The sequence below is a fragment of the Pseudomonas azerbaijanoccidentalis genome (genome assembly GCF_019145495.1).
GTDB classification, from domain to species: Bacteria; Pseudomonadota; Gammaproteobacteria; order Pseudomonadales; family Pseudomonadaceae; genus Aquipseudomonas; species Aquipseudomonas azerbaijanoccidentalis.
Genome location: NZ_JAHSTU010000008.1, coordinates 211,511 through 236,422 on the forward strand (window position 1 = coordinate 211,511; position 24,912 = coordinate 236,422).

Genomic DNA, 24,912 nt, shown 5'->3' on the forward strand with positions numbered 1-24,912 from the left:
TCTTGCTTTTGCAGCGATCCCAAAAAGATCGCAGCCTCGTTTCACTCGTCAGCTCCTACAGTGATGAGGTCCTTCCAGACGATATAGACTCCACTTCATGACCACCCCACTCCCCTGCTACCACTGCGCCCTACCGGTCCCACCCGGCAGCCGCTTTACCGCCGTCGTGTTCGGGGAATCCCGCGAGTTCTGCTGCCCGGGCTGCCAGGCCGTGGCCGAAGCCATCGTCGCAGGGGGGCTTGAGAGCTATTACCAGCATCGCAGCGAAGCCTCGGCCAACCCCGAAGCGTTGCCGGTGCAGTTAGTGGACGAACTGGCGCTGTACGATCGCATCGACGTGCAGCAGCCCTTCGTTCGCCACGAAGGCGAGCTCGCCGAAACCACCTTGCTGATGGAAGGCATCAGCTGCGCCGCCTGCGGCTGGTTGATCGAAAAACACCTGCGTACATTGCCCGGCGTGGTTGAAGCCCGACTGAATCTGTCGAACCACCGTCTGCACGTGCGCTGGGCCGACGCACAACTGCCGCTGAGCAAAATACTCAGCGAACTGCGCCACATCGGCTACGCCGCCCACCCCTATCAGGCCGACCGTGCCAGCGAACAACTGGCCAGCGAAAATCGCCTGGCCTTGCGTCAGCTCGGGGTCGCCGGGTTGCTGTGGTTCCAGGCGATGATGGCGACCATGGCCACCTGGCCCGAATTCAACATCGACCTCAGCCCCGAACTGCACACCATCCTGCGCTGGGTCGCGCTGTTCCTCACCACCCCCATTGTGTTCTACAGCTGCGCGCCCTTCTTCAAAGGCGCCATGCGTGACCTGCGCACCCGTCACCTGACCATGGACGTTTCGGTGTCGCTGGCGATTGGCAGTGCGTACGTCGCCGGGATCTGGACGTCGATTACAGGGGTTGGCGAACTGTATTTCGATGCGGTCGGCATGTTCGCGTTGTTCCTGCTGACCGGTCGTTATCTGGAGCGACGCGCCCGCGAGCGCACCGCCGCCGCCACCGCGCAGCTGGTCAACCTGTTGCCGGCCTCGTGCTTGCGGTTAAGCGCCGACGGCCAGAGCGAACGCATCCTGCTGAGCGAACTGCGGGTGGGCGACCAAGTGCTGGTGCATCCGGGCGCGGTCCTTCCGGCAGATGGCAAGATCCTCGACGGCCAATCGAGTATCGACGAGTCGCTGTTGACCGGTGAATACCTGCCGCAGCCCCGGGTGCCGGGTGATGCGGTGACTGCCGGCACCCTCAACGTTGAAGGTGCGCTGACTGTTGAAGTCCAGGCGCTCGGACAGGACACCCGGCTCTCCGCTATCGTCCGCTTGCTCGACCGCGCCCAAGCGGAAAAACCGCGCCTGGCGGAAATTGCCGACCGCGCCGCGCAATGGTTCCTGCTGCTGTCGCTGATCGCCGCTGCGGCCATCGGTTTGCTGTGGTGGGAGCTGGATTCCTCGCGAGCGTTCTGGATTGTCCTGGCGATGCTGGTCGCGACCTGCCCTTGCGCGCTGTCGCTGGCCACGCCAACCGCCCTCACGGCGGCGACTGGCACCCTGCACAAACTCGGTTTACTGCTCACACGCGGCCATGTTCTGGAAGGCTTGAACCAGATCGACACAGTGATTTTCGACAAGACCGGCACTCTCACCGAGGGCCGTCTGGCACTGCGCTCGATTCGCCCGCTCGGCGAGCTCGGCAGCGACCAGTGCCTGGGGCTTGCCGCCGCGCTGGAAAATCGCTCCGAACACCCGATCGCCCGCGCCTTTGGTCGTGCACCGTTGGCCGCTGAAGAAGTGCACAGCACGCCGGGGCTTGGCCTGGAAGGCGTGGTGGGCGAACAACGCTTGCGCATCGGCCACCCGGGTTTTGTCTGCGAACTCAGCGGCGCTGCCGTGCCCGTGATGCCTGACGAAGCGGGCCAATGGTTGCTGCTCGGCGACAGCCACGGACCGCTGGCCTGGTTCGTCCTCGACGACCGTCTGCGCGCGGATGCCGGCGCCTTACTGTTAGCGTGCAAGGCGCGTGGCTGGCGCACCTTGCTGCTGTCCGGCGACAGCTCGCCGATGGTTGCCAGTGTGGCCGCCGAACTGGGTATTGATGAAGCCCGGGGCGGCTTGCGTCCCGACGACAAACTGCAAGTGCTGCAACAGCTGCACAAGCAAGGACGCAAAGTGCTGATGCTCGGCGATGGCGTCAACGACGTGCCGGTGCTGGCCGCGGCGGACATCAGCGTGGCCATGGGGTCGGCCACCGACCTGGCGAAAACCAGCGCCGACGCGGTGCTGTTGTCCAACCGTCTCGACGCCTTGGTGCAAGCCTTCAGCCTGGCGCGGCGCACCCGTCGGGTAATCATCGAGAACCTGTTGTGGGCCGGGTTGTACAATGGCCTCATGTTGCCGTTCGCCGCCCTCGGCTGGATCACTCCGGTATGGGCCGCCGTCGGCATGTCGATCAGTTCGTTGACCGTGGTGCTCAATGCGCTCCGTCTCACTCGCCTGCCGGGTGTCCAGGGTGCCAGTGCCACGCCAGAAACCCGCCCGCTGCCGGCCTGAGCCGCGCGGGCATGGAGTCCAGATGCCAGCTCTCTACGTGATGATCCCGGCCGCTTTGCTGATCGTGGCCATCGCTGTCTACATTTTCTTCTGGGCGGTCGACAGCGGTCAGTACGACGACCTCGACGGCCCGGCCCACAGCATCCTGTTCGACGACCAGGACCCGAATCACACCGCGGCGGTTGACGAAGCCAGTGGTCATTCGGCCAAACCCGACGACAAGGCCCCGCCCCATGCTTGAGTTGGCGCCCCTGTTGGTGTCTGCGCTGATTCTCGGCTTGCTTGGCGGCGGTCATTGCCTGGGCATGTGCGGCGGCCTGATGGGCGCGCTGACCCTGGCCATTCCCAAGGAACAACGCAGCCGCCGCTTACGCTTGTTGCTGGCGTATAACCTTGGGCGAATTCTCAGCTACGCCACCGCCGGGCTGTTGATCGGCCTGGCCGGATGGGCCGTGGCCAACAGCCCGGCGGCGATGTTCATGCGCGTAATTGCCGGGCTGCTGCTGATTACCATGGGCCTGTACCTGGCCGGCTGGTGGAGCGGCCTGACGCGTATCGAAAGCCTCGGTCGCGGCCTGTGGCGGCATATCCAGCCGGTTGCCAACAAATTGCTGCCCGTGTCGAGCCTCCCCCGCGCATTGTTGCTGGGCGCGCTCTGGGGCTGGTTACCGTGCGGCCTGGTTTACAGCACCTTGCTGTGGTCGGCCAGTCAGGGCAATGCCGTGGACAGTGCCTTGCTGATGCTGGCGTTCGGCCTCGGCACCTGGCCGGTGTTGCTCGCCACCGGGCTAGCCGCCGAACGGGTGACCGCACTGTTGCGCAAACGCAGCGTGCGCATGGCCGGTGGGTTGCTGGTGATGCTGTTCGGCATCTGGACCTTGCCGGGGCCGCATCAGCATTGGCTGATGGGGCATTGAAGCCCAGATCAAAAGATCGCAGCCTTCGGCAGCTTCTACAGGAGAATGCATTCCAATGTAGGAGCTGCCGAAGGCTGCGATCTTTTGATCTTCTAACCGATTGATGCAAATCAAGATGCCAAAACACCCCCACCCCTAGACTGGCCGACACAGCCAGCCTATCCGGGGGAATGCCCGCATGATGCTCGACGCCATTCGTTGGGACACCGATCTGATCCGCCGTTATGACCTGGCGGGACCGCGCTACACCTCCTATCCGACCGCCGTGCAATTCAACAGTCAGATCGGCACCTTCGACCTGTTCCACGCCTTGCGCGACAGCCGCAAGGCGCTGCGTCCGTTGTCGCTGTACGTGCACGTGCCGTTCTGCGCGAACATTTGCTACTACTGTGCCTGCAACAAAGTCATCACCAAGGACCGTGGCCGCGCACTCCCCTATTTGCAGCGCCTGGAGCAGGAAATCCAGCTGATCGCCTGCCACCTCGACCCCACGCAGAAAGTCGAGCAACTGCACTTCGGCGGCGGCACACCGACCTTTCTCAGCCACGACGAACTGCGTCAGTTGATGGCGCACCTGCGCAAACACTTCAACCTGCTCGACGATGACTCCGGTGACTACGGCATCGAAATCGATCCGCGCGAGGCGGACTGGTCGACCATGGGCCTGCTGCGTGAACTGGGCTTCAACCGGGTCAGCATCGGCCTGCAAGACCTCGACCCGGCCGTGCAGCGCGCGGTCAATCGCCTGCAAAGCCTGGAGGAAACCCGCGCCGTCATCGACGCCGCCCGGACCCTGCAATTTCGTTCGATCAACATCGACCTGATCTACGGTTTGCCAAAACAGACCCCGGAAAACTTTGCCCGCACGGTCGACGAAGTGATCAACCTGCAACCGGACCGTCTCTCGGTGTTCAACTACGCACACCTGCCGGAACGCTTCATGCCGCAGCGGCGGATCAACAGCAACGAATTGCCGACGCCGGCGCAAAAACTGGAAATGCTCCAGCGCACCATCGAGCAACTGACCAACGCCGGTTACCGCTATATCGGCATGGACCACTTCGCCCTGCCCGACGATGAACTGGCGATTGCCCAGGAAGAATCGACCCTGCAACGCAATTTTCAGGGCTACACCACCCACGGCCACTGCGATTTGATCGGTTTGGGTGTTTCGGCCATCAGCCAGATCGGCGACTTGTACTGCCAGAACAGCAGCGACCTGAATCAATACCAGAACGCCCTGGCCTCTGCGCAACTGGCCACCAGTCGCGGCTTGTTGTGCCACGCCGATGACCGCGTGCGCCGCGCCGTGATCCAGCAGCTGATCTGCCATTTCAGCCTGGATTTCGCCGACATCGAACACGCCTTCAACATCGATTTCCAGGGCTATTTTGGTGAACTCTGGCCGCAACTCCAAGCCATGGCCAAGGACGGGCTGATCGAGATGGATAGCGAAAGAATCACTGTACTGCCTGCCGGACGCTTGCTGGTGCGCTCGGTGTGCATGGTGTTTGATGCGTACCTGGAAGAACACGGACGCCAACGCTTTTCCCGGGTGATCTAGACAGGTGCGACAAAAGCGCCACAAGCTGGCCTCGATGTCCTTGGGTGAGTTACCCTTACGTCTTATGTGTGTTTTCCCACAAGGATTGAAGAAATGTCCGAGCCAGTAAAATTGCGCGCTCATAATCAGGCCCATTGCAAGGATTGCAGCCTGGCCCCGCTGTGCTTGCCGCTTTCGCTGAATCTGGAAGATATGGACGCGCTGGACGAAATCGTCAAACGTGGTCGCCCGCTGAAAAAAGGCGAATTTCTGTTCCGCCAGGGCGACACTTTCGACTCGGTCTACGCGGTCCGCTCCGGCGCACTCAAGACGTTCAACCTGAGCGATGCCGGCGAAGAACAGCTCACCGGTTTTCACCTGCCGAGCGAACTGGTTGGCCTGTCGGGCATGGACACGGAAAAACACCCGGTCTCGGCGCAAGCGCTGGAAACCACGTCGGTGTGTGAAATCCCCTTTGAGCGCCTCGACGAACTGGCCCTGCAACTGCCGCAGCTGCGTCGTCAATTGATGCGCGTGATGAGCCGCGAGATCCGTGACGATCAACAAATGATGTTGCTGCTGTCGAAAAAAACCGCCGACGAGCGCATCGCCACTTTCCTGGTCAACCTGTCGGCACGTTTCCGTGCCCGGGGCTTCTCGGCCAACCAGTTCCGCCTGAGCATGTCGCGCAACGAAATCGGCAACTACCTGGGCCTGGCGGTGGAAACCGTATCGCGGGTGTTCACGCGCTTCCAGCAAAACGAACTGATCGCTGCCGAAGGCAAGGAAATCCGCATCCTCGACCCGATCCAACTGTGCGCCCTGGCCGGCGGTTCGATCGAAGGCTGATTCAGACGAGCGCGGCTGAGCGAAACGGTTCAGCCGCCGTTATACTGTGACGTTTGCAGCCTGCCAGGACACCTCGACGATGGTCTTCGACTCCTTCGACATCAAATCCCTCATCCGCCCCGTGATCGACTTTCCCAAGCCCGGCGTGATCTTTCGCGACATCACCCCGCTGTTCCAGTCGCCCACCGCGCTGCGCCTGGTGATGGACAGCTTTGCCCACCGCTACGTCGAAGCTGATTTCACGCACATCGGTGCGATGGATGCCCGTGGCTTTTTGATTGGCTCGGTGTTGGCCTATCAGTTGAACAAGCCGCTCGTGTTGTTCCGCAAGCAAGGCAAGCTGCCGGCCGACGTGCTGGCTGAGGGTTACGCGACCGAATACGGCGAAGCGTTCCTCGAAGTGCACGCTGACAGCCTGTGCGAGGGCGATTCGGTGGTGATGTTCGATGACCTGATCGCCACCGGCGGGACGCTGATTGCCGCGGCGAACCTGATTCGCCGCATGGGTGCACGGGTGCATGAAGCGGCGGCAATCATCGACCTGCCGGAACTGGGCGGCTCGCAGCGTCTGCAAGACATGGGCATCCCGACGTTCTGCCTGACGCAGTTTGCGTTGAGCGATAAGTAACAAACTTCAAAAGATCGCAGCCTTCGGCAGCTCCTACAGGAGCACGCAATCCAATGTAGGAACTGCCGAGGCTGCGATCTTTTGCATCTACAGCCCCATCTGCTTGCTGATGATTTCATTCATCACTTCCCGCGTCCCCCCGCCGATCGACAGAATCCGGTTATCCCGATACAACCGCTCCACCAGGCTTTCGCGCATATAGCCCAAACCGCCCAATATCTGCACGGCATCGTTAACGATTCGATCCGACGTGTCGGTGGCAAAATTCTTGGCCATGGAAATTTCCTTGATCACACTCTGCCCCGCCGCCATTTTCGCCGCCTGGCGGTAAGTGAACTCCCGTGAAACCTCAAGTTGCGTGGCCATCTCGGCGAGGCGGTGCTTGATCACCTGAAACTTGCCGATCGGTTTGCCGAAAGCTTCACGCGCCCGCGCCCACTTCAGGCTTTCCTCCAGCGCCATTTGCGCCGTCATGTTGGCCATCAGGGCCAACGCCAGACGCTCGCTCTGGAAGTTGCCCATGATGCAGGCAAAGCCCATGTTCTCCGTGCCGATCAAATTGCCTACAGGCACCTGGCAATCATCGAAGAACAACTCAGCCGTGTCTGACGCCCACCAACCCATTTTCTTCAACTGCCGTCCGACAGTGAAACCGGCGGTGCCCTTTTCGATCAACAACAGGCTGATGCCGGCAAACCCCGGCGCACCGGTGCGCACCGCGACGGTGTAGTAATCGGCACGCACGCCACTGGTGATGAAGGTCTTACTGCCGCTGACCCGGTAAAAATCGCCATCACGCACGGCGCGGGTTTGCAGGTTGGCGACGTCGGAACCGCCGCCGGGTTCGGTGACGGCCAGGGCGCTGATCTTCTCCCCGGCCAACACCTGCGGCACCACCCGGTCTCGGATGTCAGGCCTGGCCCATTTGAGGATCGGCGGCAGACCGATGTCCAGCGATCCGAGTCCGGCCACCAAGCCACCCGAACCACAGCGCATCAGCTCCTCGCTGGCGGCGACCTTGGCGAACAGGTCGCCCTCGTGGCTGCCACCGTAAGACTCCGGGTAGCCGATGCCGAGAATCCCCGCTGCACCGGCCTTCAGATAGAGCTCACGGGGAAAGCTTTCGGCTTCTTCCCACTGGTCGATGTCCGGAAGAATCTCGCGCTCGACGAAACGTCTGACGCTGTCGCGGACCATTTGGTGGCTGGGGTCGAAGTATTCCTGAAAAGCAGGCATCGGCGAACTCCACTGAAGGGTTCAGCGAAGTTAACCGAGCGCTTGCTTGGTTTACAAGATTAAAAGATCGCAGCCTTCGGCAAATCCTACGGGGATTGATGCTTTTCTGTAGGAGCTGCCGAAGGCTGCGATGTTCTGCCGTTACAACGAAATCGGCTTACGCCCGGCAAACGAATGCGCCAGCGTGCCGCCATCCACCAACTCCAGCTCACCGCCCAGCGGTACGCCGTGGGCAATGCGCGAAGCGATCAGGCCTTTACTGCTGAGCAACTGCGCGATGTAGTGAGCCGTGGCCTCGCCTTCCACCGTCGGGTTGGTCGCGAGGATGACTTCGGTGAAGCTGCCCGCCTCTTCGATCCGCGCCATCAACTGTGGAATGCCGATGGCTTCCGGCCCCAGGCCATCGAGCGGCGACAGATGCCCCTTGAGCACGAAGTAGCGGCCACGAAAACCGGTTTGCTCCACAGCGTAGACATCCATCGGCCCTTCCACGACGCACAGCAACGTATCGTCGCGGCGAGTGTCGGCGCACTGCGGGCAGAGGTCATCTTCGGTCAGCGTACGGCACAACCGGCAATGACCGACCCCTTCCATGGCCTGGCTCAAGGCCAGCGCCAAGCGCGAGCCGCCGCTGCGATCACGCTCAAGCAACTGCAACGCCATGCGCTGGGCGGTTTTCTGACCCACACCTGGCAGAATTCGCAGGGCGTCGATCAGTTGGCGAATCAAAGGGCTGAAGCTCATGAGGAAAAAGTCCGACAAAACAACGAGACGCGGTTTATACCCGCGCCTCTGTTTAGCGTCAAATGGCGTCGCCAATTACTCGCTCTGCGCGACACGCACCACCAGTTTGCCGAAGTTGCGCCCTTCCAGCAGGCCGATGAACGCTTGCGGTGCATTCTCCAGGCCCTCGACCACGTCTTCACGGAATTTCACCTTGCCATCACGCACCCACGGCGCCATCGCACTGATGAATTCCGGCTGGCGATCACCGTAGTCGTCGAACACGATAAAACCCTGAATACGAACTCGTTTGGTCAGCAGCGTGCGCTGTAACAGCGGCAGGCGGTCCGGCCCGCTTGGCGCTTCGCTGGCGTTGTACGAGGCGATCAGGCCGCACAGCGGAATCCGCGCCTTGGGATTGAGCAACGGCACCACGGCATCGAACACCTTGCCACCGACGTTTTCGTAGTAGATATCGATGCCGTCAGGACACGCTTGGGCCAGCTCGTCGGCGAAACTCGCGCTCTTGTGGTCGACGCAGGCATCGAAGCCCAGCTCCTCGACCACATAGCGGCATTTGTCCGCACCACCCGCCACGCCGACCACGCGCAGGCCCTTGATCTTCGCCACTTGCCCAACCACCGAACCCACCGCACCAGACGCCGCCGCGACCACCAGGGTTTCACCGGACTTCGGCTGACCGATATCCATCAAGCCCATGTAGGCCGTCATGCCCGGCATACCCAATACGCCCAAGGCCATGGATGGGCTCGGTAAGCCGTTGGGCACCGGAATGATGCCGCGGCCGTCATTGATGCTGTGGCTTTGCCAACCCGTGACACCGACCACCAGGTCGCCTTCCTGAAATTTTGGATTGAGCGAGCGCTCAACACGGCTGACAGCGCCACCGGTCATCACGTCGCCGATTTCCACCGGTGCGGCATAGGACGGAGCATCGCTCATGCGCCCGCGCATGTACGGGTCCAGCGACAGATAAAGGGTTTTGAGCAGCACCTGACCGTCGGCCAGATCGGGCAAAGCGACCCGTTCCAGACGGAAGTTTTCCGGTGTCGGCGCGCCTACCGGGCGCGAGACCAGGACGATACGTTGATTGAGGGTCATGGGGTCGGACATGGCAGCTCTCCTTGATTGATGAATAGGGTGGTTTAGGGAGAAGACCTTTGTGGCGGTGGTGCGTTCGATGATTCGTCAGTTGGACCGAGGTGACATCATCGCCAGCAGGCCGGCTCCCACGGGGATCACCTCGATCCTGCTGGCGATGGCGCCCTGGCACGCACCCCACCTCTAACCGCCAGAAACAAAAATGCCAGGCGCGATGCCTGGCATTTTTTGTAGCTCATCTGCTGCGCAAAGGCGAATCAGAACGGCAGTTTCATGCCCGGCGGCAGTTGCATGCCTGCGGTCATGCCGGACATTTTGTCCTGGCTGTTGGCTTCGATCTTGCGCACGGCGTCGTTGACTGCCGCAGCGAACACGGCTTCCAGCATCTCGCGATCGTCTTCGCTCAGGCCTTCTACCATGCTTGGGTCGATGGTCACGCGCTTGACGTCATGACGTCCGGTCATTACTACGGTGACCATATCGCCACCGGCTTTACCGGTGACTTCGGCGTTGGCCAGCTCTTCCTGCATCTTGGCCATTTTTTCCTGCATCTGCTGCGCCTGCTTCATCAGGCCGGCCATGCCACCTTTCATCATGGGAATCACCTCAAAAGTACTTGGATTAAAACAGCGTCCGGCCCTGACGGCCGAACGCCCTCAGTTATTAGCCCTGACTGACCAGGGCTTCGACAGGTTCAATAGTATCGTTACGGATTACCGCACCGAACTGCTGCATCATTTGCTGGATGAACGGATCACCGTGGATCGACTCCTCAGCCTCGCGCTGACGGTCGGCACGACGGCGCGACGCTGCCTGGGCCGGGGTTTCCTGCTCAGGCTTGATCAGCTCCATGGTCAGCGTCAGGGTCCGCCCGTGATACTGGTTCAAGGCATCGTTGAGCCGGCGTTGCTGGGTTGCGTTGAACAAGGCGCTGTGGGCCGGGTCCAGGTGCAACAACCAGTTGTCGCCTTCCACCGAAATCAGCGTGCAGTTGGCGGCGATGCTGCCAGTCATGCCGGAGATCGGCAACTTTGGAAACAACTCCAGCCATTGCAGGGCCAGCCCCGTGGCCGGTGCAGCGGCAGGCTCGGGTTCCGGCTCTGGTGCCGGTTCGGCAGTGTGTTCGCTGGCCAGTTCGTCGAGGTAGCTGTAGGCCGAGTCCATGTCCGGCTCGATGTAGTCCTCATCCAGCGGCGGCTCGTCGTCCATGTCGATGCCCGGCGTGGCGGCATCGACTTCGGCCACGGACGGCTCCGGGATCGGCGCAGCGGCCCACTCAGGCGCGTCCGGCACCACACTGTCCGGCGTCGGCAACGGCATCGGCGGTAATTCGGGTTGTTCGCTGGTGGTTTCCAGTACCGGCTCGACCGCTGGCTGCTGAACCGGAGCAGGCTCGACCGGGTCATTCCACGGCAAGTCGACCACTTCTTCAGCCACAGCGGCTTCGACCACCGGCTCGGGCTCCACCACCGCTGCAACCGGTTCAGGCTCAGGGATTGGCGTCACCGGGGCGACAGGCGCAACGGGTGTGGGTGCAACTGCCGCAGCGACTACCGGCGCAACAACTGGCGCGGCAGCCACTGAATTTGCGGAATCAACTGTGGCCTGGCTGATCCCCACTGGCTTTAGCGGTTGCCTCGGTGCATCCGCGGTATCTGCCGGTCGAAACGCGAGCATCCGCAGCAGCACCATTTCAAAGCCGCCACGGGGATCCGGCGCCAGCGGCAAATCGCGTCGGCCAATCAGGCCCATCTGATAGTAGAACTGCACGTCTTCGGCCGGCAGCGCCTGGGCCAGCGCCAGCACCCGGTCACGGTCGCCGTGGCCATTGTCGACGCCTTCAGGCAGGGCCTGGGCGATGGCGACACGGTGCAGCACGTTGAGAATTTCCGAAAGCACGCCGCTCCAGTCCGGACCTTGCTCGGCCAGGTGACGGACCGCTTCGAGCAGGGCCTTGGCGTCTCCTTCGATCAACGCATGCAGGACGCCGTAGACCTGACCATGATCGAGGGTGCCGAGCATCGCCCGCACGTCGGCGGCCATCACCTTGCCTTCGCCGAAGGCAATCGCCTGGTCGGTGAGGCTCATGGCGTCGCGCATCGAACCATCGGCGGCGCGGCCCAGCAACCACAGTGCGTCGTCTTCGAACGGCACGTTCTCGACGCCCAGCACGTGGGTCAAATGCTCGACCACACGTTCCGGGGTCATGTTCTTAAGGGAGAACTGCAGGCACCGCGACAGAATCGTTGCAGGAAGTTTCTGCGGGTCAGTGGTGGCCAGAATGAACTTGACGTACGGTGGCGGCTCTTCGAGGGTTTTGAGCAGCGCATTGAACGAATGGCTGGAGAGCATGTGCACTTCGTCGATCAGGTAGACCTTGAAGCGCCCACGGCTCGGGGCGTACTGCACGTTGTCGAGCAGTTCGCGGGTATCTTCGACCTTGGTACGGCTCGCGGCGTCGATCTCGATCAGGTCGACAAAGCGGCCCTCGTCGATCTCGCGACATACCGAACACTCGCCACACGGCGAAGAAGTGATACCTGTTTCACAGTTCAGGCATTTGGCGATGATCCGCGCGATGGTGGTCTTGCCGACCCCCCGCGTACCGGTGAACAGGTAGGCGTGGTGCAGCCGCTGGCTGTCCAAGGCATTGATCAGAGCCTTGAGCACATGGGTCTGGCCGACCATTTCGCGGAACGAGCGCGGACGCCATTTACGTGCAAGAACCTGATAACTCATCGAAAACCGTCGCAGCGAAGGAAGCAGAAGCGGCTAATGCTAGCGGAGCAAGGCCAAAATTGCATCCGGTGTCCTCGTCTAATCTGGCTAAGCTGCAATTTGCGGTGATTTATGGAGCGTTTATGCGGTTGGCCTTGGGGGCTCTGCTGTTGATCAGCCTGGACGGTGCGGCTGCGGATACGCCGCTGCGCTTTGTGGTGCCTGACAGTTGGGCGATGCCGATGGTGCAGCTTGAGCACGGCCGGCCGACCCAGGGCATCCTTTATGACGTGATGCTCAGCCTGGCGACCCAGGTCGGTGTACCGGCCGAATTCCATGTGTTGCCTCGAGGCCGGGTGCAAAACGCCATGGAACACGGCGAGGTCGATGTCCGCTGCTATGCCGCGCAATCGTGGTTGCCGAATCAGTCCGGCGATTACATCTGGAGCATTCTGCTATGGACTCAGCCCGATCTGCTGATCAGCCGCCCCGCCCAACCGGATCCGGTCATACCCGCAAACCTGCCCCCACAATCGATCGGCACGGTTCTGGGCTACAGCTACCCGACCCTGCAACCGCTGTTCGACGCCAGTCGCCTGCACCGCGATGACGCGCGCAATCAGGAACAAGTGCTGGAAAAACTTCAGGCCGGACGCAACCGCTATGCGGTGAGCAACCAATGGACGCTGGACTGGTTCAACCAGCGCCTGATACCCAAGCAGCAATTGCTGAGTGTGGCGGTACTGCAGGAGCAGCGTGTCGGCTGCTATGTGCGCAACGACCCCAAGGTTCCGGTGCAGCGAATTCTGCGCACGCTGGTGCGAATGAAAATGTCCGGGGAGATCGACGACATCATTCGGCTTTACATCGGCGGCAAGCCTTAACTGGCGGGCGCCAGCTCTCGCCATTGCGACGGCGCGACGTATCCGGCCACCCACCCCGGCACTTCGGTGGACGGCATCGGGCGTGCAATGAAGTACCCCTGCGCTACTTCGCAGCCCAGGCGCAGCAGCAATTCACCGTGCTCGACACTTTCCAGCCCCTCGGCAATCACCTGCCGGCCAAACGCCCGGGCCAGACCAATCACGGCCGTGGTCAGGGCCAGATCGTCGCCATCATGCAGGATGTCTCGCACAAAGGATCTATCGATCTTGATCGTTTGCGTGTGCAATCGCTTGAGGTAGCTGAGGGACGAATAACCCGTACCGAAATCCCCCAGCGAAAACTGCACACCCAATGCCTGGCAGGCCCGCAAGCAGTCACCAACGTGCTGAATGTTCTCGATGGCCACCGACTCGACGATTTCCAGATCGAGACGCTGCGGCGCTACCCTCGCATGCCGGGCCAACGCGCTTTCGAGTCGCGCGACAAAATCCGCCCGCTGAAAATGCCGCGCCGCGATGTTTACGCTCACCGGCCAGTCATGCCCGGCCTGACGCCAGTGGTCGAGTTGCAGCAGCACCTGATCCATGACCCACTCACCGATATCGACGATCAGGTCTGTTTCTTCCACCAGCGGCAAAAAGTCCCGGGCTGCCAACAAGCCGTTTTGCGGGTGTTTCCAGCGCAGCAATGCTTCGAAGCCGACAACTTTGCCGAGGCGCATATTCACCTTCGGCTGGAAGTGCAGGCGCAATTCATGGCTGGCCAGTGCCTGGCGCACCCGCTCGACGGTCTGGTGCGTGGCCTTGACCTCGCGGTCCCGGGACACATCGAACAGATGAAAGCGCTTGCGCCCGCTCTGCTTGGCCACATACATGGCCTGATCGGCATGGCGCAGCAGGGTTTCGGCATCTTCGTTGTCATGCGGAAACAGCGTGACGCCGATACTGGCATATACATTGACCTCCTTGCCGCGCAGCGAATATGGCGCCGAGATCGTGCCCAAAACCCGGTTCAGCGCTGCACGCAACTCCGGCAGGTCGCGCACGTAACGCAACACCAGCACAAACTCGTCACCCGCCAGCCGCGCCACGACATCCTCGGCCCGAACGATACTGCGCAATCGTTTGGCAACTTCCACCAGCAATAAATCACCGCTGGCATGCCCGTATCCATCGTTAACAGCCTTGAAACCATCCAGGTCGAGCATGCACACCGCCAACGGGATGCTTTCCTGCCGCGAAAACTCCAGTGCCTGATCGAGCAAGTCGGAAAGAAACGCGCGATTGGGCAGCCCGGTCAACACGTCGTGACCGACCCGCCATTGCAGGGTATGCAGCAGTTGACGCTTTTCACTGATATCGAAACGTATCGACAAATATCGCTCAACCCGACCGGTGGCTTTGTCGACGACGGGCACCATGGTGCTTTCAACCCAGTACAGGCTGCCGTCCTTGGCGCGATTGCAGATTTCACCCTTCCACACATTGCCCAGGGCGATGGTGCGCCACATGTCAGCGAAAAAATCGGTCGAATGGGTGCCGGAATTGAGCAGACGATGATTTTGCCCCAGCAGCTCTTCGCGGCTATAGCCGGAGATGGCGCAAAATTGGTCGTTGACGTGGGTGATCCGGCCGGACAGATCGGTTTCGGAAAAAATCGCGGCGGCATCCACGGCCCTGCGGTACTTCTCATCCATGAGTCAGACTCGCTGTTGCTAACATTGGCGGCGCAGAAGCTGCGATATACCGCTGACAGTTCGCGGAATATCACGGCGGCCCAAAGACTCACGTAACCCTGTGAGCGGACGCCATGCTGGCTTTAAAAGAATTGATCGAACGCCTGAAAAAGAGCCATCAAATGCCCGTTTCCGGCGGCGATTCTACGAGATGCAGTACATTTTGCAAGGAAAGGTAAGCGATCATGCCGCTACCTGCCGCAAACACCCGTCGATGGGCTTCCGACTTCTATAGCGAGCCGCAGGTTAATCCATTGGGCGCACCTGCTCCAATTCATGTCGCGTTACCAATTCGCAGACGACAGAAAACCGCTATGGACTAAATCCATGGCAGCGCAATAAAAAGTATTTTATTCAGATAACGCGAGAGAAGACTCGCGGTGCGTTATGGAGGCAACCCCACCAGCCACACCCCGGCACACAATGTTCCCGCTGTGGCTGCTGCCTTCCGGCTCTGACCAGGTTCACGGGTAATCGTTGCGGGGGGACCGATGGGATCACCATAACGACGCTCGCCTGTCGGCAAGCCGCGCCATTGTACCTATCTGAGACGAAGTTACAACCGTTGTGGCGGATTAAAAAACATGAGCTGCTTCAAGGACATGCATAACCCCGAAAAGACTGCCTCTGTAGCAGCTGGCGCCGCCTGCGTTCGGCTGCGAAGCAGTCGTAAACAGGGTACTGGCGGTGAAGCGGTGAAACGAGGTCGTTTGATTTAACGGCTGCTGCGCAGCCGAACGCAGCCTCGCAGGCTCGGCAGCTGCTACGGATAATCGCTATAAATCCTGCAACGCCTCATCCGCCCTGCCCCCCTCGCGCTGGATGACCAGATGAATAAAGTGCAGCTTGGCGATGACGGCCGGCGGCAGGACGAAGGGGTAAAAATCCGGTTGCCCCATGCTTCGCGACAGTTCATTGAGCATGCCGGCCAGTTCGATCCAGGCGTTCACGAATGAGAGAAATGCCGCGCCACCGGGATGCTGCGGATCGTAGAGGGTGTCCAGCGGAAACGGCTGATAGTCGAAGTCCATTTCCCGCGCGCTCATGCCAAACCCCAGGGCGGTATCGACCGCGTCCATCATGTGCAGGTAATGAGCCCAGGTTTCAGCCCAGTCTTCCCAAGGGTGCATGGTGGCGTAGGCACTGACGTAGCGTTGCTGCCAATCAAGCGGTGCGCCCTGCTGGTAATGCCGTTCAAGGGCTTCGGCATAGCTGGCGCGCTCATCCCCGAAGAGTCCGCGGAACGCTGGCAGCCAGTCGCTGTTGGCGATCAAACGGTCCCAATAGTAATGCCCGACCTCGTGACGGAAATGCCCGAGCAGTGTGCGATAGGGTTCGTGCATCTGCACCCGCACCTGTTCGCGATGGGCATCGTCGGCTTCTTTGATGTCGAGGGTGATCAAGCCATTGGCGTGACCGGTGGTGGGCGGGTTGCCTTCGAGGTCCACGCCGATGAAATCGAAGGCCAGGCCATTTTCTTCATCGACGGTTTTGGGGACCAGCTGCAAGCCCAGGCTGACCAATTGCGCGACCAGCCGCCGCTTGGCGGTTTCCACCTTGCGCCAGCGCTCGTGGTTTTCGGCGATCGAGAGATCGGGAATGGTGCGGTTCAGGCTGCAGGCGATGCACAACGCATCGTGGTCATTGGCAGGCAGCAGCCAATTGCACGCTGCCGGGGAATCAAGGTTGGCGCAACGGCGAAACAACCCCGCTGCGGGATCGACATCAAGCCACCAGATGTCCGGCTGATCGTCCGGGCGCAACGAGGACAGGCGGCTCTTTTCCGGCTGATAACCCAGCGCCGCGGAACAGGCCAGGCACTGGCTGTTGCGAAAGAACAGCGACTGCCCGCATCGGCAGGGCCAGACCTTGCTGTTGCGCGAGCTTTCACCGATGAAAGGCGCGGCGATGCGCGAGCTGAGCTGTTCGAAGAAACGGTACATGGCGATCCCTCCTCGGGGCTTGCCAAGACTAGATCATTCTCCGATGAAGATCGTTCCCGTAATTCAAACAGCCAAAATCAAAAGATCGCAGCCTGCGGCAGCTCCTACAGAGGAATGCGTTTTCCTGTAGGTGCTGCCGCAGGCTGCGATCTTTTTTGCATCAAACCGAAATGTCGTGTTTACGCAGAAACTCGACAAATGCCTCTTCATCCAGCACTTTCAACCCCAGTTCATTGGCCTTCGCCAACTTCGACCCCGCCCCTGGGCCTGCCACCACACAATGGGTCTTGGCCGACACGGAACCGGCCACCTTGGCGCCGAGGCTTTCGAGCTTGTCCTTGGCGACATCGCGACTCATCAGTTCCAGCGAGCCGGTGAGCACCCAGGTCTGGCCAGCCAGTGGCAAGCCTTCGACGACTTTCTTTTCGCTCAACCAATGCATGCCGAAGTCGGCCAGTTGTTTTTCAGCGGCTTCGGCGAGCAGACGATTTTCTTCGACCGCAAAAAACTCACGCACCGAGTTAGCCTGCTTCTCCGGCAACGCCTGACGCATATCCAGCCAGTCAGCGCTAATGACGCCTTGCAGCGAACCGAATTTCTCAGCGAGTTTCTGCGCCCCGCCCGGCCCCACCGAAGGAATGTGCAGCTTGTCGAGGAAACCGCCGAGAGTGGTACTGGCGGCAAACTCGGCGCCCAACTCGCCCTGGTCCTGAATCTGCAAACCGTGCTTGAGCAATTCGCTGATCACTTGCTGGTTATGCGCATCTTCAAAGAAGCTGTGAATCTCGTGAGCCACTTCCAGCCCGACATCCGGCAAGTAAGTCAGCACTTGCGGCAAGGCCTGCTGAACCCGCGCCAGCGAACCCAGGGAACGCGCCAACACCTTGGCCGTCTCTTCGCCGACATCGGGAATCCCCAGGGCGTAGATGAACCGCGCCAGCCCCGGCTTCTTGCTGTCGGCAATGGCGCTGAGCAGCTTGTTGCTCGACACCTCGGCAAAGCCTTCCAGGTCGACGATGTCTTCGAACTTCAGTGCATACAGATCCGCCGGCGAACTCACCAGACCTTCGTCCACCAACTGCTCGACGCTCTTGTCGCCCAAACCTTCGATGTCCATCGCCCGGCGCGACACGAAGTGAATGATTGCCTGCTTGAGTTGCGCGCCACAGGCCAGTCGGCCGACGCAGCGGTACACCGCGCCTTCGCTGACGGTCTCGCGGCCCTTGCTGCGCTTGACCAGCTGCGTGCGTTCGACGTGGGAACCACAAACCGGGCACGCCTCAGGAATCTGCACGGGGCGTGCGTTTTCCGGGCGGCGTTCAAGTACCACTTGCACCACTTGCGGAATCACATCACCGGCGCGGCGGATGATCACTGTGTCACCGATCATCAACCCCAGCCGCGCCACTTCATCCATGTTGTGCAGCGTCGCGTTGGCCACGGTGACACCGGCAACCTTGACCGGCTTCAGTCGCGCCACCGGCGTCACGGCACCGGTGCGACCGACCTGGAACTCGACGTCGAGCAGTTCGGTGAGCTCTTCCATGGCCGGGAATTTATGGGCAATGGCCCAGCGCGGTTCGCGGGCGCGGAAACCCAATTCTCGCTGTGAAGCAATGCTGTTGACCTTGAACACCACGCCGTCGATTTCGTAAGGCAGCGCGTTGCGGCGCTCGCCGATGTCGCGGTAATACTCAAGACACTCGTCAATGCCGTTCGCCAGTTTCAGCTCATGGCTGATCGGCATGCCCCAGGCCTGGAGCTGCTGCAAATTACCGATGTGCGTATCGGAAATATCCGCAGAAATCTGACCGATGCCGTAACAGCAGAATTCCAGTGGGCGGTTAGCGGTGATCTTTGAATCCAGCTGACGCAAGCTGCCTGCTGCGGCGTTGCGCGGGTTGGCAAAGGTCTTGCCGCCGATTTCCAGTTGCGTGGCGTTGAGCCGTTCGAAACCAGCCTTGGACATGAACACTTCGCCGCGCACTTCCAGCGTCGCCGGCCAACCGGTGCCGTGCAACTTCAGCGGAATGTTACGCACGGTGCGCACGTTGACGCTGATGTCTTCGCCGGTGGTGCCATCGCCACGCGTGGCACCGCGCACCAGCACGCCGTCCTGATACAACAAACTGACCGCCAGGCCATCGAGCTTGGGTTCGCAGCTGTATTCCACCGCCGCGCCACCGCCAAACAGATCACCGGCAGGAAGATCCAGGCCTTCGGTCACTCGACGGTCGAATTCGCGCATGTCGGTTTCTTCGAAGGCGTTGCCGAGGCTGAGCATCGGCACTTCATGGCGCACCTGGGTGAACGCCGACAGCGCCGCGCTGCCCACTCGCTGGGTCGGCGAATCACTGGTCACCAGTTCCGGGTGGGCAGCTTCAAGGGCTTTGAGTTCGTGGAACAACCGGTCGTACTCGGCGTCCGGAATGCTCGGCTCGTCCAGCACGTGATAGCGATAGTTGTGCTGATCCAGCTCGGCGCGCAGCTCTAGAATGCGGTTTTTGGCGGCAGTCATGGGTGTTCTCTCATAAAGCAAAAGAGCAGCCGAGGCTGCTCCCTATTTCATCATGTGCAAAAGATCGCAGCCTCGTTGCACTCGACAGCTCCTACACCGCTTCGAGTGCAACGAGGCTGCGATCGTTTGATCCTAGCGCTTCTGGGTCAGGGCACGACGCTCGAACTCGACGATGCGCTGACGGTAATGCTCGATCGTCTGGGCGGTCAGCACGCTGCGCTGGTCGTCCTTCAATTCGCCGTTCAGCTCTTGCGACAGCTTGCGCGCCGCCGCCACCATCACGTCGAAGGCTTGCTTCGGATGACGCGGGCCTGGCAGACCGAGGAAGAAGCTCACGGCCGGCGTGCTGAAGTGGTCGATGTCGTCCAGATCGAAAACCCCCGGCTTCACCGCGTTGGCCATGGAGAACAGGACTTCACCGTTACCCGCCATGCTTTCGTGACGGTGGAAAATGTCCATCTCGCCAAAACGCAGACCGCTTTCCAGAATGTTCTGCAACAACGCCGGGCCTTTGAAGCCGGCCGCGTCGCGACAGATCACGCTGATCACCAGCACTTCTTCAGCTTGAGGTTGATCCTTCTCGCTGACCGACGGGGAAGACTTGGTGTCATCCGGGAAATCGTCGTCACGGCTACTGAAGCTTGGGCCGCCATCCAGATCCAGGCTGAGGTTCATGTCGCCCTGGGCAGGCTCGCCATGACCACGCTTGCCGCGTTTGGAGCCCGACTCACGCGGCTCGCGGGCCGGCATGCTCACCGAAGGCAGGTCGTGCTCGTCCAGTTGCGGTTCTTTATGGGTGTCCAGCACGCGGGGCGGGCCCAACAGCTCGGCGCTGGTGTCCTCATCCGGCAGGTTCGACAGACTTCGATCAAGACGGAATTTCAGTTTTCCCTTGCCGCCGCGCATCCGGCGCCAGCCATCAAAAAGAATACCGGCAATGACAATAATGCCGATGACGATCAGCCACTCGCGCAGACCGATTTCCATGTAATCCCGTGCCTCTATAAAAAATGCTGAAAAATAAGGGGTTTACAACCTGTAAACCGCTTTAAAACGTGGCGCCAACTCTATGTTCTGACAGGCGTTTTGCCCACGTATACGAAAAATTGACATTAAACTAGCACGACCAAAGGCAACTTTACACCGTCTACCGCCCCGGCTTACGCGAATATGTCGATTTGCCAGCAAGTCGAAGCAAGTAAAAAAGTCCCACAGACTTAAAATACCTCTCCTACAAACACCGGCTCAGGCATCTACCATCGCCATCGCCTCCTCGACATCCACTGCCACCAGACGCGAACAGCCGGGTTCGTGCATCGTTACCCCCATCAGTTGATCGGCCATTTCCATGGCGATCTTGTTGTGGGTGATATAGATGAACTGCACCGTCTGCGACATCTCTTTGACCAGTCGTGCGTAGCGTCCAACGTTAGCGTCATCCAATGGCGCGTCAACTTCATCGAGCATGCAGAACGGCGCCGGGTTCAACTTGAAGATCGCAAAAACCAGTGCCAATGCGGTCAGGGCTTTTTCGCCACCAGAGAGCAAATGGATGGTGCTGTTCTTCTTCCCCGGCGGCTGCGCCATGATCGTCACCCCTGTATCGAGTAGATCTTCGCCCGTCAGTTCCAAATACGCGCGGCCGCCACCGAAAACTTTTGGGAAAAGCGCCTGTAAACCGCCATTGATCTGATCAAAGGTATCTTTGAAACGGTTACGGGTTTCCTTGTCGATCTTGCGAATTACATTTTCCAGCGTCTCCAGTGCTTCCACCAGATCGGCGTCCTGCGCATCCAGATAACGTTTACGCTCGGATTGTTGCTGGTATTCGTCGATGGCCGCCAGGTTGATCGCACCGAGGCGCGCAATTCGCGCGGCAATGCGTTCGAGTTCTTCTTCGGCGGCTTTCTCGCTGGCTTCGGCCGTCAGCGTGGCGAGCACGCCGTGCAGGTCGTAGCCGTCTTCGAGCAGTTGATCCTGCAAGGCCTTGCGGCGCACGGTCAACGCTTGCCACTCCATGCGTTGCTGTTCGAGCTGGCCGCGGATCAGCTGCGATTGCTGCTCAGCCTGGTTACGGCGCTTTTCGGCATCACGCAGTTCGCGGTCGGCGTCTTCCAGGGCGATCTGCGCGGTCTTGAGTTCTTCGTCGACGGTCATGCGCTTGTCGAGCAGCTCTTCGAGTTTCAGGCGCAGCTCTTCCAGCGGTGCCTCGCCCTCTTCCAGATTGAGGCTCAGTTGCTCGCGCTTTTCGGTCAGGCGCTCAGACTGCATTTCCAGTCGCTCCAGCGCCTGGCGCGTGGAGTCGTGTTGAGCCTTGAGCGAACCCAAACGCACCGCCAGTTGATGGGCGTGGTCCTTGTGCTGCCGCGCTTCCTGACGCACCCGGTCAAGGCGCTCGCGCAAGCTGTCGCGCTGGGCCAGCAGCAGCTCGCGCTGCTCGGTGTCCAGCGCCATGCTGTCGAGCGCTTCCTGCAGTTGCAGACGCGCTTCGCCAATGTTTTCGTGTTCCAGCGCGCGCTGTTCGTCCAGCTCGACAAGTTCTTCGTCGAGGCGAGTACGGCGCAGGGTCAACTGTTCCGCCTTGGCTTTACCGGCCGACAACTGGGCCTTCAATTCGCCTTGCTGACGGGCTTCGTCTTGCAGCAGTCGGCGCAAATGTTCGCGGCCGTTTTCCTGCTGGCGCTGTTGCGCACGCAGATTTTGCAACTGACTTTCGAGGTTTTCAACGGCGGCTTCACGCTCTTCACGTTCAAGGCCCAGCGCCTGGATTTCCTGGCCACGAGCCAGCACACCGCTCTCGGCTTCACTGGCCCGGCGCACCCGCAGGAAATGCCGGCCGACCCAGAAACCGTCTCGGCTGATCAGGCTTTGGCCAGCGGCCAGGTGCCCGCGTAAAGCCAGGGCCTGCTCAAGATTTTCAACCGGCTTGACCTGCCCCAACCAGGGCGACAGATCGATCTGCGCCTCGACCTTGTCGAGCAGACTGCCGGGCACGCGCACGCCATCGCCCGCAGGGCTGAGCAACCGCAAATCGCCTTGGGCAAACTCGGCCAGATCATAATCATTGAAGTCATCCACCAGCACCGCTTGCAGGTCGGCGCCCAGCACGGTTTCCACCGCCAGCTCCCAACCCGCCTCAACCTTCAGGCCTTCGGCCAGGCGCGGACGATCCGCCAGATGCTGTTCGCGCAGCCATTCGGCGGTACCGGTGCCAGGATCGAGCGCGGCTTGCTGCAAAGCTTCCAGCGACGCCAGCCGCCCATTGAGGCGCTGCAAATCGCCTTGGGCCTGTTGCTGCGCCGTCAGCGTTTGCTGCAATTGCTGGCGCAGTTGCTCAAGCTTTTCGACTTGCGCCTCTTCGCTGGTCTGCAAATCTTCAAGGGTCGCTTCGGATTCAGCCAGTTGCTCGCTGAGTTCCATGATCGCCGCGTCTTCCGGGTCCGCCGAGAGCAAGGCGCGTTCTTCACCGAGACGTTTTTGACGATCAGCCAAACGCTCCATGCTGGTTTCCAGCTGCTGGATGCGCGATTGCTGCACTTCCGCCTGACGACGCGGCTCGGCAGCGGTGAGGTTGAAGGCGTCCCACTGTTCCTGCCAGCCGTGCATAGTGGTTTCGGATTCTTCCAGTGCGGCGGCGGCTTCTTCAGCGGCAGCGCTGGTGACTTCCTGCTCGGGCGTGAGCATGTCCAGCTCTTCGCCGAGGGTCAGCAACAGCGTGCGGTCGTGGCCCAGGTGCGATTCGGTTTCCAGGCGCGCACGCTCGGCCTCTTTCAAATCGTCTTGCAATTGGCGCAAGCGCTGCTGACCGTGCTGAATGCTCTGCTCGACCCGGGCGATGTCACCACCGACCGAATAGAAGCGCCCTTGCACCAGATTGAAGCGTTCGGACAGGTCGTGGTGCCCGTCACGCAAGCGTTCGATGCTGGCATCGGCATTGCGCTGCTCGGCCACCAACGCTTCGAAACTGATTTCCTGGGTGCCGATGATCGCTTCGCGCTGGCCGACCTGATCGTTCAGGTCCTGCCAGCGTAGGGCCGACAGTTGCGCCTTGAGCTGGCGCTCCTCGCCCTTGTATTCCTGATACTTCTTCGCAGCCTCGGCCTGACGGTGCAAACGCTCGAGTTGACGCGTCAGTTCTTCGCGCAAGTCGGTCAGGCGTTCGAGGTTTTCGTGGGTGCGGCGGATGCGGTTTTCGGTCTCGCGCCGACGCTCCTTGTACTTGGAGATGCCCGCCGCTTCTTCGATGAAATTACGCAGGTCTTCGGGCTTGGACTCGATCAGCTTGGAAATCATCCCCTGCTCGATGATCGAGTAGCTGCGCGGGCCGAGGCCGGTGCCGAGGAAGATGTCGGTGATGTCGCGACGACGGCATTTGGTGCCGTTGAGGTAATAAGTGGTCTGGCTGTCACGGGTCACTTTGCGGCGAATGGAAATTTCCGCATAGGCGGCGAATTCCCCCAGCAAGGTGCCGTCGGAGTTATCGAACACCAGTTCGATGCTCGCCTGGCTCACCGGTTTGCGGCTGGTCGAACCGTTGAAGATGACGTCGGTCATCGACTCGCCGCGCAGGTTCTTGGCCGAACTTTCGCCCATCACCCAGCGCACGGCGTCGATGATGTTCGACTTGCCGCAACCATTGGGTCCGACCACCGCCGCCATGTTACTGGGGAAGTTCACCGTGGTCGGATCGACGAAGGACTTGAACCCCGCCAGCTTGATGCACTTGAGCCGCAAGATCAGGCGTCCGTCAGGGCGGAAATCACCAGATCGCAGCTGCGCTGGCCATAGGCGGTCAGCACTTCGCGAATCTGTGCAAAGTCACGGGCAATCACGGCGGCGAGCAGGCGTTCGAACAGTTCCAGATACTCGCTCATCGAGGCCTTGCGCTGGTCCAGGGCAAGGAAATAGGCACGACTCATGGCTGGCTGCAGGTTTTCGACGGTTTCCTGCAAGTACGGATTGTTGGCGAACCCATACGTGGCGCGCATCACATTGAAACTGTCGTCGACGAAAGTATGGATGTCCTGGCGCCCGTAGCTGGCGGTCAGGCGCTGCTGAATCTGCACGAAAGGCGCCAGGTCGGCCTGGACTTTCCAGCCATTGGCCACGGCGTTGGCGAGCAGGATGTACATCTCGCTCATCAACGTGCACAGGCTCTGCACCTTGTGCGGGGTGAGTTCCGTCACGTGTGCGCCACGTCGCGGCAGGATCGCAATCAGATGGCGACGCTCAAGGATCAGCAAAGCCTCACGGACCGAGCCGCGGCTGACATTCAGGGCCAGCGTGACCTTCTGTTCCTGGATGCGCTCCCCGGGCTTCATTTCGCCGCGAATGATGCGTTCGGCGAGGTGGTGAGCGATTTGCTCGGCGAGGCTGTCCGGCGCCTTGAACGTCATGGTTGTCCTTCAAACTGATCGATCTGCACAAGCGGCGCAGTGTAGCGCAATTGATACGTCATGGCGCACAGCCCTGGCGGGGGTTTTGGCACGATTCAAGCAAAAAGCAGGCTAGCCCGCGAGGGTCAATAATGAAGAAACACGCTGTTAG

The 24,912-nt window shown here is 60.7% G+C and carries 18 protein-coding genes and 1 other RNA gene; 7 read left to right on the plus strand and 12 right to left on the minus strand.

The genetic code is table 11. The features are described from left to right. The first annotated feature begins 97 nt into the window (after positions 1 to 97). The 6 genes from KVG88_RS23940 to KVG88_RS23965 all read left to right on the plus strand — a co-directional run bounded on the left by KVG88_RS23940 (position 98) and on the right by KVG88_RS23965 (position 6,485). Positions 98 to 2,548, plus strand: a complete 2,451-nt coding sequence (locus tag KVG88_RS23940) for a heavy metal translocating P-type ATPase (RefSeq protein WP_217872922.1) — start codon at positions 98 to 100, stop codon at positions 2,546 to 2,548. A gap of 22 nt (positions 2,549 to 2,570) precedes the next feature. Next, positions 2,571 to 2,789: a cbb3-type cytochrome oxidase assembly protein CcoS gene (ccoS, locus tag KVG88_RS23945; RefSeq protein WP_217872923.1), complete on the plus strand. Its 219-nt coding sequence runs from the start codon at positions 2,571 to 2,573 to the stop codon at positions 2,787 to 2,789. Beyond that, positions 2,782 to 3,465 carry a sulfite exporter TauE/SafE family protein gene (locus tag KVG88_RS23950; protein WP_217872924.1) on the plus strand — a complete coding sequence of 228 codons (684 nt, stop codon included), beginning with the start codon at positions 2,782 to 2,784 and terminating at the stop codon, positions 3,463 to 3,465. The genes ccoS and KVG88_RS23950 overlap by 8 nt, the downstream gene beginning before the upstream one ends. A gap of 181 nt (positions 3,466 to 3,646) precedes the next feature. Continuing rightward, positions 3,647 to 5,029, plus strand: coding sequence for an oxygen-independent coproporphyrinogen III oxidase (gene hemN, locus KVG88_RS23955; RefSeq protein WP_217872990.1), 1,383 nt, complete (start codon positions 3,647 to 3,649; stop codon positions 5,027 to 5,029). 93 nt (positions 5,030 to 5,122) lie between these two features. After that, positions 5,123 to 5,857, plus strand: a complete 735-nt coding sequence (fnr, locus tag KVG88_RS23960) for a fumarate/nitrate reduction transcriptional regulator Fnr (protein WP_095197320.1) — start codon at positions 5,123 to 5,125, stop codon at positions 5,855 to 5,857. 79 nt (positions 5,858 to 5,936) lie between these two features. Then, a complete protein-coding gene (locus tag KVG88_RS23965) occupies positions 5,937 to 6,485 on the plus strand; it encodes an adenine phosphoribosyltransferase (RefSeq protein WP_150701076.1) in 549 nt (182 codons plus the stop codon). Positions 6,486 to 6,572: 87 nt separating this feature from the next. Here KVG88_RS23965 and KVG88_RS23970 read toward each other — a convergent pair whose 3' ends face one another. The 5 genes from KVG88_RS23970 to dnaX all read right to left on the minus strand — a co-directional run bounded on the left by KVG88_RS23970 (position 6,573) and on the right by dnaX (position 12,305). Beyond that, entirely contained in the window at positions 6,573 to 7,721 is a 1,149-nt protein-coding gene (locus KVG88_RS23970) for an acyl-CoA dehydrogenase family protein (RefSeq protein WP_217872925.1), read from the minus strand. A gap of 141 nt (positions 7,722 to 7,862) precedes the next feature. Next, positions 7,863 to 8,465: a recombination mediator RecR gene (gene recR / locus KVG88_RS23975; protein WP_150701074.1), complete on the minus strand. Its 603-nt coding sequence runs from the start codon at positions 8,463 to 8,465 to the stop codon at positions 7,863 to 7,865. 75 nt (positions 8,466 to 8,540) lie between these two features. Next, a complete protein-coding gene (curA, locus tag KVG88_RS23980) occupies positions 8,541 to 9,578 on the minus strand; it encodes an NADPH-dependent curcumin/dihydrocurcumin reductase (protein WP_150701073.1) in 1,038 nt (345 codons plus the stop codon). A gap of 245 nt (positions 9,579 to 9,823) precedes the next feature. Beyond that, positions 9,824 to 10,162, minus strand: a complete 339-nt coding sequence (locus KVG88_RS23985) for a YbaB/EbfC family nucleoid-associated protein (RefSeq protein ID WP_056856987.1) — start codon at positions 10,160 to 10,162, stop codon at positions 9,824 to 9,826. Between the two features lie 67 nt (positions 10,163 to 10,229). Further along, the gene (dnaX, locus tag KVG88_RS23990; RefSeq protein WP_217872926.1) at positions 10,230 to 12,305 is read right to left on the minus strand and encodes a DNA polymerase III subunit gamma/tau; all 2,076 of its coding nucleotides are present in this window, start codon (positions 12,303 to 12,305) and stop codon (positions 10,230 to 10,232) included. Positions 12,306 to 12,427: 122 nt separating this feature from the next. Between dnaX and KVG88_RS23995 the strand changes: the two genes are divergently transcribed. Continuing rightward, on the plus strand, positions 12,428 to 13,168 hold the full coding sequence (locus tag KVG88_RS23995) for a substrate-binding periplasmic protein (protein ID WP_150701071.1): 741 nt from the start codon (positions 12,428 to 12,430) through the stop codon (positions 13,166 to 13,168). Here KVG88_RS23995 and KVG88_RS24000 read toward each other — a convergent pair. From KVG88_RS24000 to KVG88_RS24030, 7 genes are all read right to left on the minus strand, one after another. After that, on the minus strand, positions 13,165 to 14,865 hold the full coding sequence (locus KVG88_RS24000; protein ID WP_217872927.1) for a putative bifunctional diguanylate cyclase/phosphodiesterase: 1,701 nt from the start codon (positions 14,863 to 14,865) through the stop codon (positions 13,165 to 13,167). The genes KVG88_RS23995 and KVG88_RS24000 overlap by 4 nt on opposite strands. A 436-nt stretch (positions 14,866 to 15,301) precedes the next feature. Continuing rightward, an RNA gene (ffs, locus tag KVG88_RS24005) (signal recognition particle sRNA small type) lies at positions 15,302 to 15,398 on the minus strand. A 282-nt stretch (positions 15,399 to 15,680) separates the two neighbouring features. Then, positions 15,681 to 16,847, minus strand: coding sequence for a zinc-binding metallopeptidase family protein (locus KVG88_RS24010; protein ID WP_217872928.1), 1,167 nt, complete (start codon positions 16,845 to 16,847; stop codon positions 15,681 to 15,683). 160 nt (positions 16,848 to 17,007) lie between these two features. Beyond that, positions 17,008 to 19,365: an NAD-dependent DNA ligase LigA gene (gene ligA / locus KVG88_RS24015; protein ID WP_217872929.1), complete on the minus strand. Its 2,358-nt coding sequence runs from the start codon at positions 19,363 to 19,365 to the stop codon at positions 17,008 to 17,010. Positions 19,366 to 19,497: 132 nt separating this feature from the next. After that, positions 19,498 to 20,352, minus strand: a complete 855-nt coding sequence (gene zipA / locus KVG88_RS24020) for a cell division protein ZipA (RefSeq protein WP_217872930.1) — start codon at positions 20,350 to 20,352, stop codon at positions 19,498 to 19,500. 258 nt (positions 20,353 to 20,610) lie between these two features. Further along, a complete protein-coding gene (gene smc / locus KVG88_RS24025; RefSeq protein ID WP_217872931.1) occupies positions 20,611 to 24,099 on the minus strand; it encodes a chromosome segregation protein SMC in 3,489 nt (1,162 codons plus the stop codon). Between the two features lie 2 nt (positions 24,100 to 24,101). Beyond that, positions 24,102 to 24,761 carry a GntR family transcriptional regulator gene (locus KVG88_RS24030; protein ID WP_150701065.1) on the minus strand — a complete coding sequence of 220 codons (660 nt, stop codon included), beginning with the start codon at positions 24,759 to 24,761 and terminating at the stop codon, positions 24,102 to 24,104. Between the last annotated feature and the right edge of the window lie 151 nt (positions 24,762 to 24,912).

Excerpts from the sequence above, each read along its gene's own strand:
- KVG88_RS23940 (WP_217872922.1), top strand. The coding sequence starts at position 98 with ATGACCACCCCACTCCCCTGCTACCACTGCGCCCTACCGGTCCCACCC.
- ccoS (WP_217872923.1), top strand. The coding sequence starts at position 2,571 with ATGCCAGCTCTCTACGTGATGATCCCGGCCGCTTTGCTGATCGTGGCC.
- KVG88_RS23950 (WP_217872924.1), top strand. The coding sequence starts at position 2,782 with ATGCTTGAGTTGGCGCCCCTGTTGGTGTCTGCGCTGATTCTCGGCTTG.
- hemN (WP_217872990.1), top strand. The coding sequence starts at position 3,647 with ATGCTCGACGCCATTCGTTGGGACACCGATCTGATCCGCCGTTATGAC.
- fnr (WP_095197320.1), top strand. The coding sequence starts at position 5,123 with ATGTCCGAGCCAGTAAAATTGCGCGCTCATAATCAGGCCCATTGCAAG.
- KVG88_RS23965 (WP_150701076.1), top strand. The coding sequence starts at position 5,937 with ATGGTCTTCGACTCCTTCGACATCAAATCCCTCATCCGCCCCGTGATC.
- KVG88_RS23970 (WP_217872925.1), bottom strand. The coding sequence starts at position 7,721 with ATGCCTGCTTTTCAGGAATACTTCGACCCCAGCCACCAAATGGTCCGC.
- recR (WP_150701074.1), bottom strand. The coding sequence starts at position 8,465 with ATGAGCTTCAGCCCTTTGATTCGCCAACTGATCGACGCCCTGCGAATT.
- curA (WP_150701073.1), bottom strand. The coding sequence starts at position 9,578 with ATGTCCGACCCCATGACCCTCAATCAACGTATCGTCCTGGTCTCGCGC.
- KVG88_RS23985 (WP_056856987.1), bottom strand. The coding sequence starts at position 10,162 with ATGATGAAAGGTGGCATGGCCGGCCTGATGAAGCAGGCGCAGCAGATG.
- dnaX (WP_217872926.1), bottom strand. The coding sequence starts at position 12,305 with ATGAGTTATCAGGTTCTTGCACGTAAATGGCGTCCGCGCTCGTTCCGC.
- KVG88_RS23995 (WP_150701071.1), top strand. The coding sequence starts at position 12,428 with ATGCGGTTGGCCTTGGGGGCTCTGCTGTTGATCAGCCTGGACGGTGCG.
- KVG88_RS24000 (WP_217872927.1), bottom strand. The coding sequence starts at position 14,865 with ATGGATGAGAAGTACCGCAGGGCCGTGGATGCCGCCGCGATTTTTTCC.
- KVG88_RS24010 (WP_217872928.1), bottom strand. The coding sequence starts at position 16,847 with ATGTACCGTTTCTTCGAACAGCTCAGCTCGCGCATCGCCGCGCCTTTC.
- ligA (WP_217872929.1), bottom strand. The coding sequence starts at position 19,365 with ATGACTGCCGCCAAAAACCGCATTCTAGAGCTGCGCGCCGAGCTGGAT.
- zipA (WP_217872930.1), bottom strand. The coding sequence starts at position 20,352 with ATGGAAATCGGTCTGCGCGAGTGGCTGATCGTCATCGGCATTATTGTC.
- KVG88_RS24030 (WP_150701065.1), bottom strand. The coding sequence starts at position 24,761 with ATGACGTTCAAGGCGCCGGACAGCCTCGCCGAGCAAATCGCTCACCAC.